Source organism: Pirellulaceae bacterium (genome assembly GCA_019636385.1).
Taxonomy (GTDB): domain Bacteria; phylum Planctomycetota; class Planctomycetia; order Pirellulales; family Pirellulaceae; genus Aureliella.
The window spans coordinates 33,093-49,276 of record JAHBXT010000005.1 but is presented as its reverse complement, the minus strand read 5'-3'; the positions used below and the strand labels follow the sequence as shown (position 1 = coordinate 49,276).

The 16,184-nt window shown below is 55.2% G+C and carries 8 protein-coding genes; 7 read left to right on the top strand and 1 reads right to left on the bottom strand.

Going from position 1 to position 16,184, the window contains the following annotated elements:
* Positions 1-139 precede the first annotated feature (139 nt).
* Both KF752_17905 and acnA read left to right on the top strand, forming a co-directional pair.
* Positions 140-1,825 (top strand): PhoPQ-activated pathogenicity-related family protein, encoded by a 1,686-nt coding sequence (locus KF752_17905; protein MBX3423436.1) that lies wholly within the window; start codon positions 140-142, stop codon positions 1,823-1,825.
* A 233-nt stretch (positions 1,826-2,058) separates the two neighbouring features.
* Positions 2,059-4,767 (top strand): aconitate hydratase AcnA, encoded by a 2,709-nt coding sequence (gene acnA / locus KF752_17900; protein MBX3423435.1) that lies wholly within the window; start codon positions 2,059-2,061, stop codon positions 4,765-4,767.
* Positions 4,768-4,890: 123 nt separating this feature from the next.
* Here the strand turns inward: acnA and KF752_17895 are convergent, their stop codons facing one another.
* Positions 4,891-7,881: a CHAT domain-containing protein gene (locus tag KF752_17895; GenBank protein ID MBX3423434.1), complete on the bottom strand. Its 2,991-nt coding sequence runs from the start codon at positions 7,879-7,881 to the stop codon at positions 4,891-4,893.
* Between the two features lie 317 nt (positions 7,882-8,198).
* On the opposite strand from KF752_17895, the gene KF752_17890 reads away from it, so the two are divergent.
* The 5 genes from KF752_17890 (at position 8,199) to KF752_17870 (ending at position 15,893) form a co-directional block, all read left to right on the top strand.
* Positions 8,199-8,435 (top strand): hypothetical protein, encoded by a 237-nt coding sequence (locus KF752_17890; protein MBX3423433.1) that lies wholly within the window; start codon positions 8,199-8,201, stop codon positions 8,433-8,435.
* Between the two features lie 71 nt (positions 8,436-8,506).
* Positions 8,507-9,364, top strand: coding sequence for a 3'-5' exonuclease (locus tag KF752_17885; protein ID MBX3423432.1), 858 nt, complete (start codon positions 8,507-8,509; stop codon positions 9,362-9,364).
* A 665-nt stretch (positions 9,365-10,029) separates the two neighbouring features.
* On the top strand, positions 10,030-11,208 hold the full coding sequence (locus tag KF752_17880) for an FG-GAP repeat protein (protein MBX3423431.1): 1,179 nt from the start codon (positions 10,030-10,032) through the stop codon (positions 11,206-11,208).
* Between the two features lie 135 nt (positions 11,209-11,343).
* Positions 11,344-11,580, top strand: a complete 237-nt coding sequence (locus KF752_17875; protein ID MBX3423430.1) for a hypothetical protein — start codon at positions 11,344-11,346, stop codon at positions 11,578-11,580.
* Between the two features lie 320 nt (positions 11,581-11,900).
* Positions 11,901-15,893: a PQQ-binding-like beta-propeller repeat protein gene (locus KF752_17870; protein ID MBX3423429.1), complete on the top strand. Its 3,993-nt coding sequence runs from the start codon at positions 11,901-11,903 to the stop codon at positions 15,891-15,893.
* Positions 15,894-16,184 lie beyond the last annotated feature (291 nt).

Sequence of the window (16,184 nt, the reverse complement as noted above, 5' to 3'; positions counted from 1 at the left end):
ATCGGAAGAATTGCGCTTCAGATCGCCGATCTGTCAGCTGCACATCAGATCATGGATATGTCCGAAGCGTGGGAAGTCTGCCGTTGGCCCCTGCGTGGGTAGTTAGTGAAATTCAGTAATGTTTGGGGAGAGTAAAGCAATGAAGATTCGATGGCGATTGAATGACCTGATCAAACATTTGGCCATGGCTGGCTTGGTACTGGCATTGCCAACCCTGGCCATTGCCCAACAGGCAACTGCGCTCACCGACTTGGATCGTTATGTTCACAAACCCGACCCCAGTTTTCGCTGGAAAGTGGCGTCCAAGACCTCCGAGGATGGAGTCAACCAAGTGGTACTGGATGTGGTTTCGCAAAACTGGCTGACGTCGGAAGAAGTCAATCGCACCGAGTGGCAGCACTGGATCGTGATGAACTATCCGGACCAAGTCAAATCGAATGTCGGATTCATGATGATTGGTGGCGGCAACAACACCAACAAAGCTCCCACCTCCAGCGATGGCCGCGTTTCCGCGTTGGCCAAGGCCACTGGTTCGGTGGTGTTCGAGCTAAAGAATATTCCCAACCAGCCGTTGGTATTCCACAACGATGGTCAGTCTCGTGTCGAGGACGACTTGATCGGTTACACCTGGGATCAATTCATCAAAGGCGGGCGATCAGAATGGACCGCCCGTAATGCGATGGTCAAAGGTGCTGTTCGCGCCATGGATGCCGTTTCTGAGTTTATGGCGTCAGAAGAAGGCGGTCGGCAAAAAGTTGATCAGTTCGTGGTGTCTGGCGGTTCAAAGCGTGGGTGGACAACTTGGCTGACCGGAGCCGTCGATTCGCGTGTAGTAGGCATTGCGCCCATCGTGATTGACGTGGTCAACGCGGACAAGTCGATGAGACATCACTTTGCGGCCTATGGATTTTGGGCACCCGCCGTTGGCAATTACGTTCAGCACAACGTCATGCAGCGAATGGGGCATCCACGGCTCAAGGAACTATATGACATGGAAGACCCCTTCAGTTACCGCGAAAGATTGACGATGCCCAAGTTTGTCATCAATGCGGCTGGCGATCAATTCTTCCTGCCGGACTCCTCTCAATTCTATTGGGACGAGCTGAAAGGACCGAAGGCGGTGCGGTACATTCCCAATGCCGATCACGGACTGGGTGGTACCGACGTCGGCGAATCGCTGCTGGCCTTCCATTGGCTGATCGTCAATCAGCGCCCGCTGCCCGACTTTCAGTGGAATCTAACCAAGGCGGGGATTCGCGTGCAGGCCAATGACCGTCCCGTCGCCTTGAAAATTTGGCAGGCCACCAATCCTGAGGCCCGCGACTTCCGCATGGAAACTCTAGGCAAAAAGTTTACCAGCCAGAGCCTGGAGCTGGACACCAATGGCGCTGGACTGGCCGTCGTACCAACCCCAGAAAAGGGCTGGACCGCTTACTTTGTCGAGGCTACCTACGATGTCGGAGCACCGACGCCACTGAAGCTAACTTCGGGAGTTCAGGTGATTCCAGACCTACTACCGTTTGCCGACAAAGACCCGGCTTTGCCTCCGACCGTAACGGTTGTGGCTGAGGCCTCCGAGAAGATTTCTGCGGAAGGCATTCAGGCTGCGATCGAGTCCATGAAAGCGGCTGGCCAACTCCCCAATCCGGAAAATGTCAAAGTTCTCGTCAAAGGTAGTCGCTGTTACATCAATTGGACTGGCAATCCTCACAAATTGCCGACCGAACTCGGCAGATTAGCGCTTATCCTACGTGGACAGGGCTGCAACACCATGAATTTCCAGGTCGAATCTGGCGATCTGATTACGCTGCCGCCTGTGGAATAGTAATGAATTGCTGGGCGGATGGCTCGCCGGTGGTCTGAGTAACCAGCCGCCCACGACCGCCGCCAAATTTCTTAACAGCCTTCGGGGCACGGAATTCCGTGCCCCGATTTTTTTTGCACGATTCCAACAGCCAGTTTCCGTCAAGACATAATCCCCCCGGTTCGCTACAATAGCCGCCTCAATTTGGTCGACTGTTTCACGGCGATGAGAAAAATTAGAAGAGCAGCCCAGGTATGCCACAAAAAACACTCAAGCTAGACCCGTTCCAAGTTCGCGACACTTTCCAAGGTCCCGATGGCCCGATGGGCTTCTATAGCCTGAAGAAACTGCAAGCTCAAGGCTTTAGCGGTATCGATTCCCTGCCCTACTCGATTCGTATTTTGTTGGAGGCGGTATTGCGCCATTGCGATGGCTACGTGGTCAGCCAGGACGATGTGCGCAACCTGGCTGGGTGGCAGGCCACACGACCGGCAGAAGTTGAAATTCCGTTTATGCCAGCGCGGGTGGTGCTGCAAGACTTTACCGGAGTCCCCTGCGTGGTGGACTTGGCTGCCATGCGCGATGGCATGAAAACGCTGGGTGGCGATCCGCGACGCATTAATCCGTTGATACCAGTGGATCTAGTTATTGACCACTCAGTGCAAGTCGACGTCTTCGGCTCGGCAGACGCCCTGTCCCGAAACGTAGACATTGAATTTGAGCGCAATCAGGAACGATATGAATTTCTGCGTTGGGGACAGCAAGCCTTCGACAACTTCCGTGTGGTGCCACCCAACACCGGTATCGTGCACCAAGTCAACTTGGAGTACTTGGCGCAATGCGTATTTGTTCGCCAAGATCACGCCGGTCCGGTGGCACTACCCGATACGCTGGTCGGTACCGATTCACATACCACAATGATCAATGGCCTGGGAGTCCTCGGCTGGGGTGTGGGCGGCATCGAAGCGGAAGCGGGTATGCTGGGTCAACCACTGTATATGCTGATGCCCGAAGTGGTTGGTTTTGAAATCACCGGCAACTTGCCACCAGGTGTCACCGCTACCGATTTGGTGCTGCGCGTGACGGAGATTTTGCGATCCGAAAAGGTTGTCGGCAAGTTCGTCGAATTCTTCGGTCCAGGCGTAGCCAAGATGTCACTGGCCGATCGCGCCACGATCGCCAACATGGCACCCGAGTATGGTGCGACTATGGGCTACTTCCCCATCGACGCAGAAACGCTGCGTTTTCTGGCACGTACTGGACGTTCATCGCAGCAAGTTGCGTTGGTGGAAAGCTACATGCGGGCTCAAGGCTTGTTTGCTGAACCAACATCGCCGGCTTGCCAGTACACGAAAGTTTTGACGTTGAATCTAAGCGACGTCGAACCGGCACTGGCTGGCCCGAAACGTCCACAAGATCGCGTTGTGCTGAAGTCGATGCAATCCAATTTCCGTTCGGCTCTGGTTGCTCCAGTTGCACAGCGCGGCTTTGGACTCGAAACACCAGCCCTGTCCGCGCAGGCGACGGTCAAAGACAGCGGTGCAAAGATCGGCCATGGATCGGTGGTGATTGCCGCTATAACCAGTTGCACCAACACTTCGAATCCATCGGTAATGATCGGCGCTGGATTGCTGGCCCAGAAAGCGGTGGCGCGCGGATTAAAAGTCAAACCGTACGTCAAAACATCGTTGGCACCCGGATCGCGCGTGGTGACAGATTATTTAGATCGCGCTGGCTTGACGCAGTCGCTGGATCAATTGGGATTTCAAACGGTCGGCTATGGTTGCACCACCTGCATTGGCAACAGCGGCCCACTGCCAGAACCGGTAGCTGACGCGATTACCGAAGGTGACTTGGTAGCCGCTGCCGTGCTCAGCGGCAATCGCAACTTCGAGGGACGAGTCAATCCACACTGCAAAGCGAACTACTTGGCCAGCCCCCCGCTGGTTGTAGCTTACGCCCTGGCCGGTACCGTGGATATTGACTTGGTGACCGAGCCATTAGGACAAGATTCGCAAGGCAAGCCCGTCTACCTGAAAGAAATCTGGCCTACGGCAGAAGAAATTCAGGCGGTCGAAAGTCGGTGTGTTGTCCCCGAACTTTTTGAGAAGCAGTATTCAGGTGCCTTCACATCCAACGAAAAGTGGAATGCCATTCAGATTACCGAAGGCAGTTTGTACAACTGGCAGCCTGGCAGCACCTACATTCAGCGACCGCCGTTCTTGGAGGGCATCGGCACGCAGGCCAAAGCGCCAAAACCAATTCGCGGAGCGCGATGTCTGGCGGTGCTGGGCGATTCCGTGACCACCGATCACATCTCACCAGCGGGTTCCATCACGAAAACCAGTCCGGCCGGTCAATTTTTGATTCAGCACGGCGTCGACCCTCGAGATTTCAACAGCTATGGCTCGCGGCGTGGCAATGACCGCGTGATGGTTCGTGGCACGTTTGCCAACATTCGTATTCGCAATCAAATGGCTCCTGGCACCGAGGGCGGTGTGACCGTGCATGTTCCCAGTGGCGAGTCCTTGGCGATCTATGATGCAGCCATGAAGTATCGTCAGGCAGGAACCGATCTGGTGATCTTGGCTGGTAGCGAGTACGGTACGGGCAGCAGTCGCGACTGGGCTGCCAAGGGAACCATGTTGCTGGGTGTTCGTGCAGTCATTGCCATGAGTTTTGAACGAATTCACCGCAGCAACTTGGTCGGCATGGGCATTCTGCCGTTGCAATTCCTGGAAGGTCAATCGTGGCAATCGCTGGGGCTAACTGGTTTTGAGAGCTACGATGTGGTCGCCGACAATCTGCAACCGCGCTGCCAAGCCACCGTACGCGCCACCGCAGCAGACGGCTCGGTGAAAGAGTTTCCAGTACTGGTGCGCATCGACACGCCGGTCGAATTGGACTACTACGACAACGGAGGCATTCTGCCAACCGTGCTCCGAAAGCTGGCTCAAAGCTGAGTACACTGCAGATGAAAACTCGTAACAGGTAGCTACTCTCGCCAGAGAGTGGTGGTCGGTGCATCCCACGGTCTGGAGAGCGTGGCGACGACGCACTCCCGTAACTACCAACGGTGATTGCCGCTACGGACGATTGTCACCAATCGCCATGTAACCACCCCATAACAGCGGATGCTCACCACTGGCCAGTGTTCCACTATCGCTACTCAAAGGCTTGAAGATAGGCTGTTCGGCCATTGCAAACTGTTCGCTCCACAATGCCAAGCTGGCACGGCGCAGCGCGATTGATAGTGGCTGTGATCGAGCAAGTTCCAGCCGGGCGCGCTGCAAGTAGCGGGCGCCGCTGGTACCACCGGACGACCAACGCGACAAGACGCCTTGACTGCCACTCAATAGCATCGCACAGGCCGGCAGAAACAAGTCGTCACCATTCCCAAGCTGACCGTTACGCACTGAGCTATCGTTGCCGGGCAGCCACAACAAATGGTTTCCGGCTGCAGAACTATGAAGCCAATCCTGCAATTGTCCGGCGGGACGATTATCCAGTGGTAAAGCTCGCAACTGCCATCCATCACTGTCACTGCTAACCCCATCCACCAATAGTAATTCATCGAATCGCACTCGCTGCCACAGGGCTGGGACTGTGGCGTTCTTTTGATTCAAGAAAATTAAAGTTGTTCCTCGCGAAGCGTCTGCAAGAATTTTGGCTTCGCGTTCGCTGACAGACTTATCGAGCGAGAATAGATTGCCGGCCATCAACAAACTGTCGGTTGGTTGCGGTCGAGAGCCGAGCGCTAATTTCACGCTGCCCAGCGTCGGGATATAGCACACCGAAGTTTGCATCTGCAGCGGTACTCGTTGAGCATCACACAACAACTCCACCGGTACATACCATGTCCAGCCGTGTGGGGCAACGATCAGTCGCTGAGCGGACCCAATCATTGTCCGGCTGTCGGGCGAGAACAGTTGCGTGAACAGCTCGTTGGCCAGAGTACGCCATTGTGCGCTGGGTAGAGCCGCATCTGCTGGCAGTTTGTCGCCCACTTTGCGATGCAAACCAATCGAAAGATACAGTGCCATTAATCGCTTTTGTACCGCAGCGCCATCAGTCACTTGCCAGACATGCATCTGCTGTTGATTGATGGCCAGGCCATACATCTGCTCTCCAGCAACCACCCACCCGGTCAACACGTCTCCTGGCGTTAGCTCCTGCTGAATGAGTCCGCGATGGAACTCGGCCGGTGCGAATCTACGCAGCGGCTGGCGGCTGGCGGCAAGGATCGTCAGTTGAGCCTCGAACTGCTCGGAGAGATTGGCTACGCGCTCGAATGTTTGTCGAGCATCGGGCTTAATCTTCGAGTCATCCAGCGGGATTGGAGCTTGCCGCAATTGTTGGACTGCCAAGGACAACTGTTCGAACAGCTCGCGCACAACAGGCTGACGACCAATTGCGTCTTGAACGATGGGACGGACCTCAGCAGGCAGTTCGTCCACAGGTTGCGACAGTGCCTGCCTCCAGGCTAGGACTCGCCCAGCCAGCGGCAATGCTTCGTACAAGTGCCGGCGCTGGCAATGATCCATACGCACCGCCACGCTTTCGGCATCGCTTGAATCGGCCAGCTTAAGCCAGCGAGCATAGGCTGGCGCGGACGATGTAGTCAGTGCAGCTAAAGTCTCCACGGGCTGGAGCTGCCACAGCACGCGTTGCGGTTCAGACAGCAACTCCGACAGAATCTGGTCGCCATCTTTCTGAGTCAACTGCCCTTCACTCAATAAATCCAAAGTCTGCTGCTGCTGGAAAACTCGCTCTGGAATGGGACCGGTGGCTGCCTTGCCACGCATGAGGCTCAGCGCCTGAGACAAGCGGTTCCAGCCAATCGCCGGTTGTCCGTCGGCAAACGCTGCGATGGCATCCACATAGGCCAGACGACTATGAATTCTTGGCAGCGGTTGCTCGCGGAGCTGCAGCAACAACTCGCGGGACGCCAGCTTCTTGGCCAGAGACGTATTGCCTGCGATCAAACTCAACTCCATGGCTGATACAACACAAGCCGCCTGACTGTAGACACTTCGCTTGCTACACCAGTTGCCAGCCGATCGCAGAGCGTCCAGCAAATCGATGCGTTGATTGGCACAGGCCGTATTACCTAGCCACTGCATGATCTCAGCCAGCGTTTCATGCTGCTCGTGCAGTGCCGAAAACAGGCTAGCGTCTTGTAAGTGAACGAGCGCGGCCTGATATTGTCCTTGCATAGCCGCCTGGCGCCCAAGGATCAACTGCCCCAATGGCGTGAAGAAATAATCGAAGCGATCCTCGATCCAGCTCGATTGCCGAATTAGCCTCACAGCTTGCGCTGGATCGCGTGACAACTGGGCCAATCCGCGCAGCATCACCCAGGATGTGTGTGCCCAGGGAGGTGCACTACGCAGTTGATACGAAAAATACTCCACGGTAGATGTCGTCAACGACGCCTGCGCGGCCAACGGTCCTAAGATTTGCCAGCGCCGGTAGAGCGCATGCCCTAGACAGCGTAGAACCTCGCCGACATCCAGACGCGACATCAGCAGTACCGGCGCGATGACGTTGCCTTGCGCATCAACCAGCGCACGGGTCGCATCGATATGCAACTGGACGCTGCCAGGAATATTCACCGAAACCGATGGGCGTGAAAGCTGGAACCAATTAATCCCGCGCGAGGAGTTTCCGAGCGAACCTGTCTGTGCCACTTCGCCCAGATTAAATCGCTCCAGCCAACCGGGGTATTGCAAAGTTGTCTGCAGTGCCAGGTCGAATTGCCTGAGCGCTTGAGTCAGATTACCCTGCAGATACAGGCACTCGCCCAGCATGACCAGTGGTGGGATGCTGTCGACCCAACCGCCGGTTGATGTTCGTTGAGCGTTCTCCAAGACCGTCCTAAACCCGTGGGTTGCGTCGGCAATGTTTCCGGCGCGCAGCAGATCGCGGGCTGCATAGTAGGCTGGCCGAGGAAGTTCGACGGTCGACTGCCCAAGTAGGTTGGCCACCGGCGTCATCGTCAAGCACACCACGGCCGACAGCGCACAGCGCCACCACCATTTCTGCTCGCCGAACTTATTCGCCTTGTGTAACTGCATGACAAACTCCACCTCCACTATATCCGGGCGATACGCTCCAGCCCAGTTTGCTAGCGTTTTGGGGCGGCAAGTTGACAGTTTCCGAGAAAATCAGAGCACGACACCCTGAAGAAGTGGGGGCTGTGAGTTCTACCTGTGGTTCCGAGGCAAAAAAAATGAGCCATTCCGTGACAAATCGCGGCTATTACGACGGTTTCGCTGATTGGCGGCAAACGCTAAGACCGATACAACCAGCAGAGTTTCACACGCACCACAGCATCTGGGACACTTTATCAACTATTGCGCCGGAGCTATCTGCCGGCGGCAAGGAACCCGAAATGAGCCAGCCCAAGCAATCCAAATCTATCGTCCTGATTGCCGCCAGCCTGCTGTTGTGTGCCGCAATCGCGACGAATTCTGGCTGCCAAGTCTCAGTTGCCGGACAAACGCTACCTAGTCCTTACTATTTGCTGGACGACGTTCAGTACTTTCCCGCCGGGCCCATGAACAAATTGGCCAACGAGACGGCGGCTCTTGAGCAGTCTCGCGCCAAAGCGGCCCGCTCGGCGCGATAGTTCGCCAGACCGACGCGTTGGTCGCATCGCAGTCGATCTGATTCTGTTATCATGCTCGCTTCTCCCACAGAATGTCTGCAGAGGCGAGAATGACGAAGTCCGACCAGGAAGTTAAGTATTTACTGTTTGACGTGGAAAGCGTTGCCGACGGCGATCTGATCGCGCGGACTCGTTACCCCGGCAGCGGCTTATCACCTGCAGCCTCAGTTCGTCGCTTTCGCCAGGAGCTAGTGCTCAGTTCCGGTCGCGATTTTATTCCTTACACCTATCAATTTCCAGTCGCAATTGTCATTGCTAAGCTTCGAGAAGATTTGTCGTTGGTTGAAATCGTATCGCTGGATCAACCACAACATCGCCCACACGTAATGACGCGACATTTCTGGACCGGGTGGGAAAAGTACAACCACCCCACCTGGGTCACCTTCAATGGTCGCACCTTTGACATTCCACTGATGGAACACGCGGCCTTCCGCTATGGAGTACCCATTCCTCAATGGTTCAATATCGGAGCCAAGGCTTACGATCAAAACCGCAATCGGTACAACATGAAATCGCACTTGGATATCCAGGAGATTCTGACCAACTACGGTTCTACTTGGTATCGCGGTGGACTGAACTTGGCCGCAGCGATGCTGGGCAAGCCTGGAAAAATGGATGTCCAAGGCGACATGGTCTACGATTACTATTGCCAAGGTCGAATCGCCGAGATCAACGAGTACTGTCGTTGCGACGTGCTAGACACCTATTTCGTGCTGCTGCGCACCTGGGTCTTAACGGGGCGGTTGTCTTTGCAGCAGGAACACGAGCACGTTGCGGCGGTCAGACAGTTGTTAGAATCACAAGCCGACGAGCACCCCGCCTATCAGCAATACTTGAGCCAATGGGGCGAGTGGGAAAATCCATGGGACAATCCGGTCACCACCTCGTAGGGTGTGACAAGGTCGCGGAAGGACAACGACTGCGGTTGAGCACGTATCGAACTGTCGAGCCCTGAACTACCGATCAACCGCGACCGCCGGCACACCAAAGTGACAGAGCGATGTAGCCATTTGGTTTTGAATATTGACCAGCCACAGTAACCGTTCAAAGGGCGAAAAACAGAAACGCGTGATGCGCAATGGTATTCATGAACCGCAGACGCTAGCCTCAGTCACGTCAATTCGACTTCGGCTAGCTCCTGCAGTTCAATCCCGACGCAATCTATTGCTAGTAGATAACGTGAGCGGGTGCCCAGCCGCTTTCGCAACTTCCTGACTGCTCTTGACTGTATGAAGGCTAAAGCCATAGTCAATTAATTTGATTTTTTGCCTCTAAAACTTGGGCAACCCAATTTGTTATCAGAATAGCAGGGAGCAGCATCAATGTACGGCTACGCACGCTTGGTCTTGATTTCCATCGATCTGTTTCTGAGTTTCGGAGCCTATGTGGTATTCGGAAAGCCAAGTTTTCGTCTGTACTCGCACTGAGCGCCCTGAACGGTACCAATGGATTCAAAGTAGATGGTATTGATGGTGCTGATGCATTAGGCGTTTCTGTCTCCGGAGCAGGAGACGTCAACGGCGATGACTTTGACGACGTAATTGTGGGTGCGCACATGGCCGAGCCTACCGATGCTCCTCCTACTACTGATTCCGGAGAGAGCTACATAATTTTCGGCAAGTCAAGTGGCTTTGCGCCGGTAATCCCAGCAAGCAGTTTGGATGGCACGAACGGCTTCCGTATCGATGGACGGATTGCTAAAGACTTCTCAGGCAATTCGGTGTCCCATGCTGGGGATGTCAATGGCGATGGTTTTGACGATTTAATTATTGGAGCGTGGGGTGCGGATCAACCACCCCCGGCCTTCCCTGACGCGCCGCCGCGCTTAAATGCTGGCAAGAGCTATGTTGTGTTCGGAGGAAACTTTACGCCGGATGTCGGCACGCAGGTAGGCAACAGTGCGAATAAGATATTGTTTGCCAGCAGAGGAGCCGCAGTCGACCGGTTGATCGGTGGGCTAGGAAACGATCAACTCTATAGCGATGCCGGAAGCGATGTACTTATAGGCGGACAAGGCGATGACGCCCTGGTGATACGGGATGCCGATTTTTCTGGTCGCAGACACATTGACGGCGGGAACGGATTCGACACGCTGGTTGTGCTTGGCGCCGGGCACGTTCTGAATTTGCCGGCAATCGCTGACAGTCGTATCGTCGATATTGAGGCGATTAATCTGGACGGCGACGGTAACAATTCGCTGATTCTCAACTATAGGGAAGTGTTGAACCTGTCCAGTACCAGCAACGTGCTGTATGTCCTCAGAAACGCTGGAGATGATGTCGATATTGGCACGGGCTGGACCCAGGTCAGCGATCACAATGAAGCCGGCCTTGTTTTCAGTGCCTATGTGCAAGGTGCCGCCATACTCCGGGTGCAGAAAGTTGCTGCAACAGCCTCCGTTGTTGGAAGATATGTCTACTACGCCGGCTCATCGTTTGCTGCAAGTGGAGTTCAATCCGCCCTCGATACTGTCAAAGTGCTGGCCCAAGCAGGAACGACCTCTCAGGTACTTGGTGCCAACAATCTGATCAACAGCTCTCGTGGCATCAATGGATTGGGGTTTGACATTGCAGGCCTGCCTAGCAATCTGAAGGTCACAGACTTTCAGTTCCAAATGAGCCCACAAGGTGTATGTAGCGAAGCTGCGAATCCTGTGTCCAGTTGGGCAACTGCGCCAACACCAACCTCAATATCGGTGGTGCCTGGTGCAACGGCTCGCGTGGTCATCAGCTAGGCAGATAACGCAATTGCCAATCGATGGCTTCGTGTAACGATTAAGGCCAACGCTAACACAGGGCTGGCCGCACCACAGGTCTATTACATAGGCCACTTGTTGGGCGAGACAACGGGCCTTGATCCTGTTGGCGGTGTGTACACTGAATCATTCGCAGATATCTCACTTATCAACACAGCGGTAAGCACCATCGTCGATGCGGGCAGTACGTTGGACATCGATAAGAATGGTACAGTATCTTTCGCTGACATCACTGCGATGCGCAATAATGTTAGCTTTCAGTTGACGAACATCACGATCCCACCGGCCAGCGGTAGCGGCGGCAGCGAAGGTGAAGGGGAAGAAGGAGAGGGAGAAGGCGGCGGGTTGTAAATCTGGTTGGCAAAACCTTGCTTGCTAAAATCGACTTACCATGACATCGTCGTTCAACACCTGACCAACGACATATTCCGGTATCATTGATTTCGCGCAGTCAGGGGTTGGAAGACTTAACCGTCTGGCGACCATGGCTACTGACGATGGTGACTACGCCCCAAGCCCGCATTTTTAAGGCTCAAATATACCCTGCGGACATCGAACATTTGCTTGGCATTCATGCTAAGATAATGTTCCTTCTAAGCGGGTCCCGACTAGCTCTGATGCGGGTCAGACCAGCGTCTTCGTATAACCAACATTCAGACGGTGGTGATAGTATGCGATATGCTCGATTGTTGTTGTGCCTATGGATTGCCTGTTGCGCAGCGTCCGCGACGGTTCGTGCTCAAGCGGTTCCTACGGACCAATGGCCAACCTGGCGTGGGGACAATGATCGGCATGGATCGACTTTGGCGGTGGTTCATCCGGCTGAATCAGCCGCTTGGGTGCATCGCTCTGCGGCACCGATCACGCCAACTTGGTCTACCGAAGCCGGTCGCGTGATGGAGAAACTGCTGCTGGATAATCGCATCGGTTACGATCTGGCGATTCAGCCGGTGGTGGCCGGCGGCAAGGTCTACTTGGGCTCGTCCGTAGACCACCAGCTCCAGTGTCGCGACTTGCGTAGCGGACAAGTACTGTGGAGCATGGTGGCCGACGCTCCTATACGGCTGTCACCGACCTATGCCCATGGCAAAATCTATTTTGGTTCCGACGACGGCTGCGCGTATTGCTTGGACGCAAGCCACGGCAACATCCTGTGGCAGCATAGAGCCGGCCCGAGCGACGATCGTCTGTTGGCTCGCGGTGAAATGATTTCGCGCTGGCCGGTGCGCACCGGCGTCTTGATCGATGGCGATCTGGCCTATTTTGGAGCTGGCATTTTTCCACACGAGCGAGTGTGGTTGTACTGCGTCAATGCACACAGCGGTGAAATTGTCTGGGTACAAGATCACTTGAGCGAACTGGATGCTGGCCGCACCGGACTATCGCCGCAAGGTTATTTGATGGCCACCAGCGATCAACTGTTTGTTCCCTCGGGGCGCTCGCTGCCAGTGGCTCTAGACAAGAAGAATGGGCAGGTTCAGCACGCCCGCAAACATTCTTGGCGCAATGAGGCTGGCGGGGTCGTCGGCGGCTATCGAGCGCTGTTGGCCAACAATCAGCTGATCGCCAGTGGTGACCATCATTGGCTAGCCATGGATCAATCCACGGGCAATGTGGGATATGGTTGGTTTGAAGGCAAGGAACTCATTATTCAAGGCGCCAATGCCTATTCGGTGACCGGTACCGAACTGATCAAGATGGACCTGGAGCAGTACGCCATCAATAGCCGCCGTCGCCAACAGCTGAAAATGAAATACCGGGAAGTCAGTCGTGGTGCCATCGCGATTTCCGACGCAGCCAAGCAGCGAGTACAAGAACAGTTGCTGGCCATCCAGCAGGAACTGGATAGCATCGCCGATATCGGCGTGCCTTGGCGAACGCCATGCACTGCGCGATCATCGCTCTTGGCCACCAAAGAGCTGGTGTTTGTCGGTGGTCCAGAACAAGTGACCGGGTATTCCACTGAAACTGGCCGGCAGATGTGGAGCGCAGCCGTTGAAGGTGATGCCACGGGACTGGTCGCAGTTGACGGATACCTGCTGGTCAGCACCGATCAAGGTCACGTCTATACTTTTGCCGGAGTTGACTTGTCTGTCACCTCCCCATCGCAGCAGGCCAGCAATGCTGGTTCGACTTCCGAAGCTATACCTGAACTGTACGAGCAAGCCGCCGAACAGATACTCAATCTGTCGGGCAAGCAGCGTGGCTTCTGCTTGGTGCTCGACAATGGCCAGGGGTTCTTGGCTCAGGCACTTGCCAAACGCAGTCAACTGAAGATCTATGCCGTCGATCGTGATGCTCAGGCGGTTCAGCAGGCTCGCAGTCGCCTGCATGACGCTGGCTATTACGGCCATCGAATCACCGTGCATCACGTGGATGACCAATTGCCTTACTCAAATTACTTTGCCGACTTGATCGTTTCTGATGCTTATGTCGTCAGCGGAAAACTGCCGGATTACGCAGCGGTATCGCGGCATCTGAAACCCGTGGGTGGGCAGATCGTTCTGCCAGTAACGGCGTCGAATCAATCAACTGGTGTCCAGTCAATGCTGCAACGCAGCTCCCAGTGGCTATTGGGGCTGGGAATCAGCGATCAAGCACAACTCAAACAAACCTCAACCGCGAACCTGCTCCAGCGTGGTCCGCTGCCCGGTGCCGGTAGTTGGTCGCACCTGTACGGCAACGCTGCTAACACCGCGATCAGTAATGAAACTCGGGTTCAATCTGAATTGGGCGTGCTGTGGTATGGCGACCCAGGGCCAGGCGAAATGGTCAATCGCCACGAAGGAGCTGTCGGACCGCTGGCGACCGGTGGCCGGCTGTTTGTGCAAGGGGAATCAACCATCTCGGCCTACGACGCTTACAACGGTACATTCCTGTGGCGACATGAGAATCCGAAAGCCATTCGCACCGGTGTTTATATGAATAATAATCCCGGCAATTTGGCGGCAACCGAAGATCGCTTGTTCCACTTTGTGCGCAATGAATGCTTTGAGTTGGATGCTGCCACCGGCAAGATACTGCGAGTTCATCGCTTGCCTGCGGCGCAGGATGACGGCGAGCATCAATGGGGCTACGTTGCCGTCAGCGAAGGCTATCTGCTGGGAACGTGCACGCTAAGAGACGAAGTGGAAGAAAAATTTCAGCGGCGCGGCAAAGTTACTAAAGACGCGACCGACAAGCTATTCGCCATCGAACTTGAATCGGGCCTACAAGCTTGGGAGTTTCAAGGCAATAGCGTCTCGCACCACACGATCGCCGTCGGACCAGGCCGGGTCTACTTCATCGACAGCTCGATCACCAGCCAGCAACGCGAAGAGATCCTCGCTCAGGACAAAACTGCCCTGGCTGCATTGACTGGCGCTGAGCGCGATTTGGCCGAGGATCGCGTCAAACGAGCCGATATCCGCCGCGCGATTGCGCTGGACTTGAAATCGGGCGAGCAGCTGTGGGCTCAGCCAGTGGACGTAACCGACTGCAGCGACTTGGGTATCGGCGGCGGCAAGCTGACGTTGATGTATTACAACGGTACGCTGCTGTTGGGTGGCGCCAACGCGAATGGTCACTTTTGGGAGCAATTTGTCAGCGGTGCGTTTACTCGTCGCCGACTGGTCGCACTTTCAGCAGACGAGGGTTATGTCCGCTGGAAGAAAGATGCCAATTACAAAGGGCGGCCAATCATCATCGGCAATCAAGTATTGGCCGAGCCATGGGCGTTTCAGCTACAGTCGGGCGATCAGATCACACGCGCACATCCCACCACAGGCCAGCAGGTACCTTGGAGTCTCATGAGAACTGGGCATCATTGTGGAATTTTGACCGGCTGTGATTCGGGGCTGTTGATGTTTCGGTCTGGCGATACCGCGTTTTATGATCTCAACGCCGACGCTGGAACGAACCATTTTTCTGGCCATCGCCTTGGTTGCTGGATTAACGCAATTCCCGCCAACGGCTTGGTGATGATTCCCGAAGCCAGCGCGGGCTGCGTTTGCCAGTTTTCAATCGCTGCCACGATCGTGCTCGAGCCTCGGCCGCGCACCATGCATTGGACGATCCATAGCGCCGTCGGCTCGCTGACACCAGTTCAGTCAATGTCCGTCAATTTCGGCTCACCCGGTGATCGTCGTGATGCAGATGGCACATTATGGTTGTCTTATCCGCGCCGCAACGCGTACAAAGAGACTTCGTTGGCAGTCGATGTGGACTTGCAGGCTATGATCACCGAGTCGGGTGGTTACCGCAGCCTCTCGGAGTCCAGGGTACAACTGACAACTACTGCGAGCAATCCCTCGAACTCGGCTGTGGAAGTGGTTCCGTGGATTGCATCGTCATGGGTCGAAGGCTTGCAGCAGTTGACCCTGCCACTGCTCGGTCCTGAAGACGCACCTGCCGAGTATCAGGTAACACTGATGCTCAGTAGCGCGGCCGATAATGATCAGCCTGCGCCCGGCAGTGGTTCTCAAGTTTGCATGGTCGATGTGACGTCGGCCGGGCAGTCGCTGCTCAGCCAACAATCCATTCCCGTCAGCCCGCCTGAGACACCCTACATTGTCCAGGCCACATTAGCGCCTCAAGCTGTCAAAGATAGTCTGACGCTGGAGTTTCAATCACAGACAGGTAAGCTGCGACTACATGGCTTGGTCGTTTCTCGCGTGACGAATTGACTTGATCGGTAGCCTGTGGTCAAAGTCAAATTGATCAGCGGTTGTATGTGAAATGCTGCGAGCTGGCTAAGAGGGCGGGACAAGCGGGAGCCAGTATACTGCGGATTCCTTCGAGTGGTACTTACAAGCGGCGCAGAGGAGCATCCAACTCGATCAGTCAGGCCCCGCGCCAGCCCACCAAGATCGTGAAGTTCGTTATGTGGATTGCAGCCGCGCCGATTGATCCTGGGCATGCACTTGCAATGGGACTGTTGTTACCCAGAGTAGTTGAAAGACGATAAGGAAACTTAG

Coding starts and splice junctions, on each gene's coding strand:
- KF752_17905 (MBX3423436.1), top strand. CDS start 140: ATGAAGATTCGATGGCGATTGAATGACCTGATCAAACATTTGGCCATG.
- acnA (MBX3423435.1), top strand. CDS start 2,059: ATGCCACAAAAAACACTCAAGCTAGACCCGTTCCAAGTTCGCGACACT.
- KF752_17895 (MBX3423434.1), bottom strand. CDS start 7,881: ATGCAGTTACACAAGGCGAATAAGTTCGGCGAGCAGAAATGGTGGTGG.
- KF752_17890 (MBX3423433.1), top strand. CDS start 8,199: ATGAGCCAGCCCAAGCAATCCAAATCTATCGTCCTGATTGCCGCCAGC.
- KF752_17885 (MBX3423432.1), top strand. CDS start 8,507: ATGTCTGCAGAGGCGAGAATGACGAAGTCCGACCAGGAAGTTAAGTAT.
- KF752_17880 (MBX3423431.1), top strand. CDS start 10,030: ATGGCCGAGCCTACCGATGCTCCTCCTACTACTGATTCCGGAGAGAGC.
- KF752_17870 (MBX3423429.1), top strand. CDS start 11,901: ATGCGATATGCTCGATTGTTGTTGTGCCTATGGATTGCCTGTTGCGCA.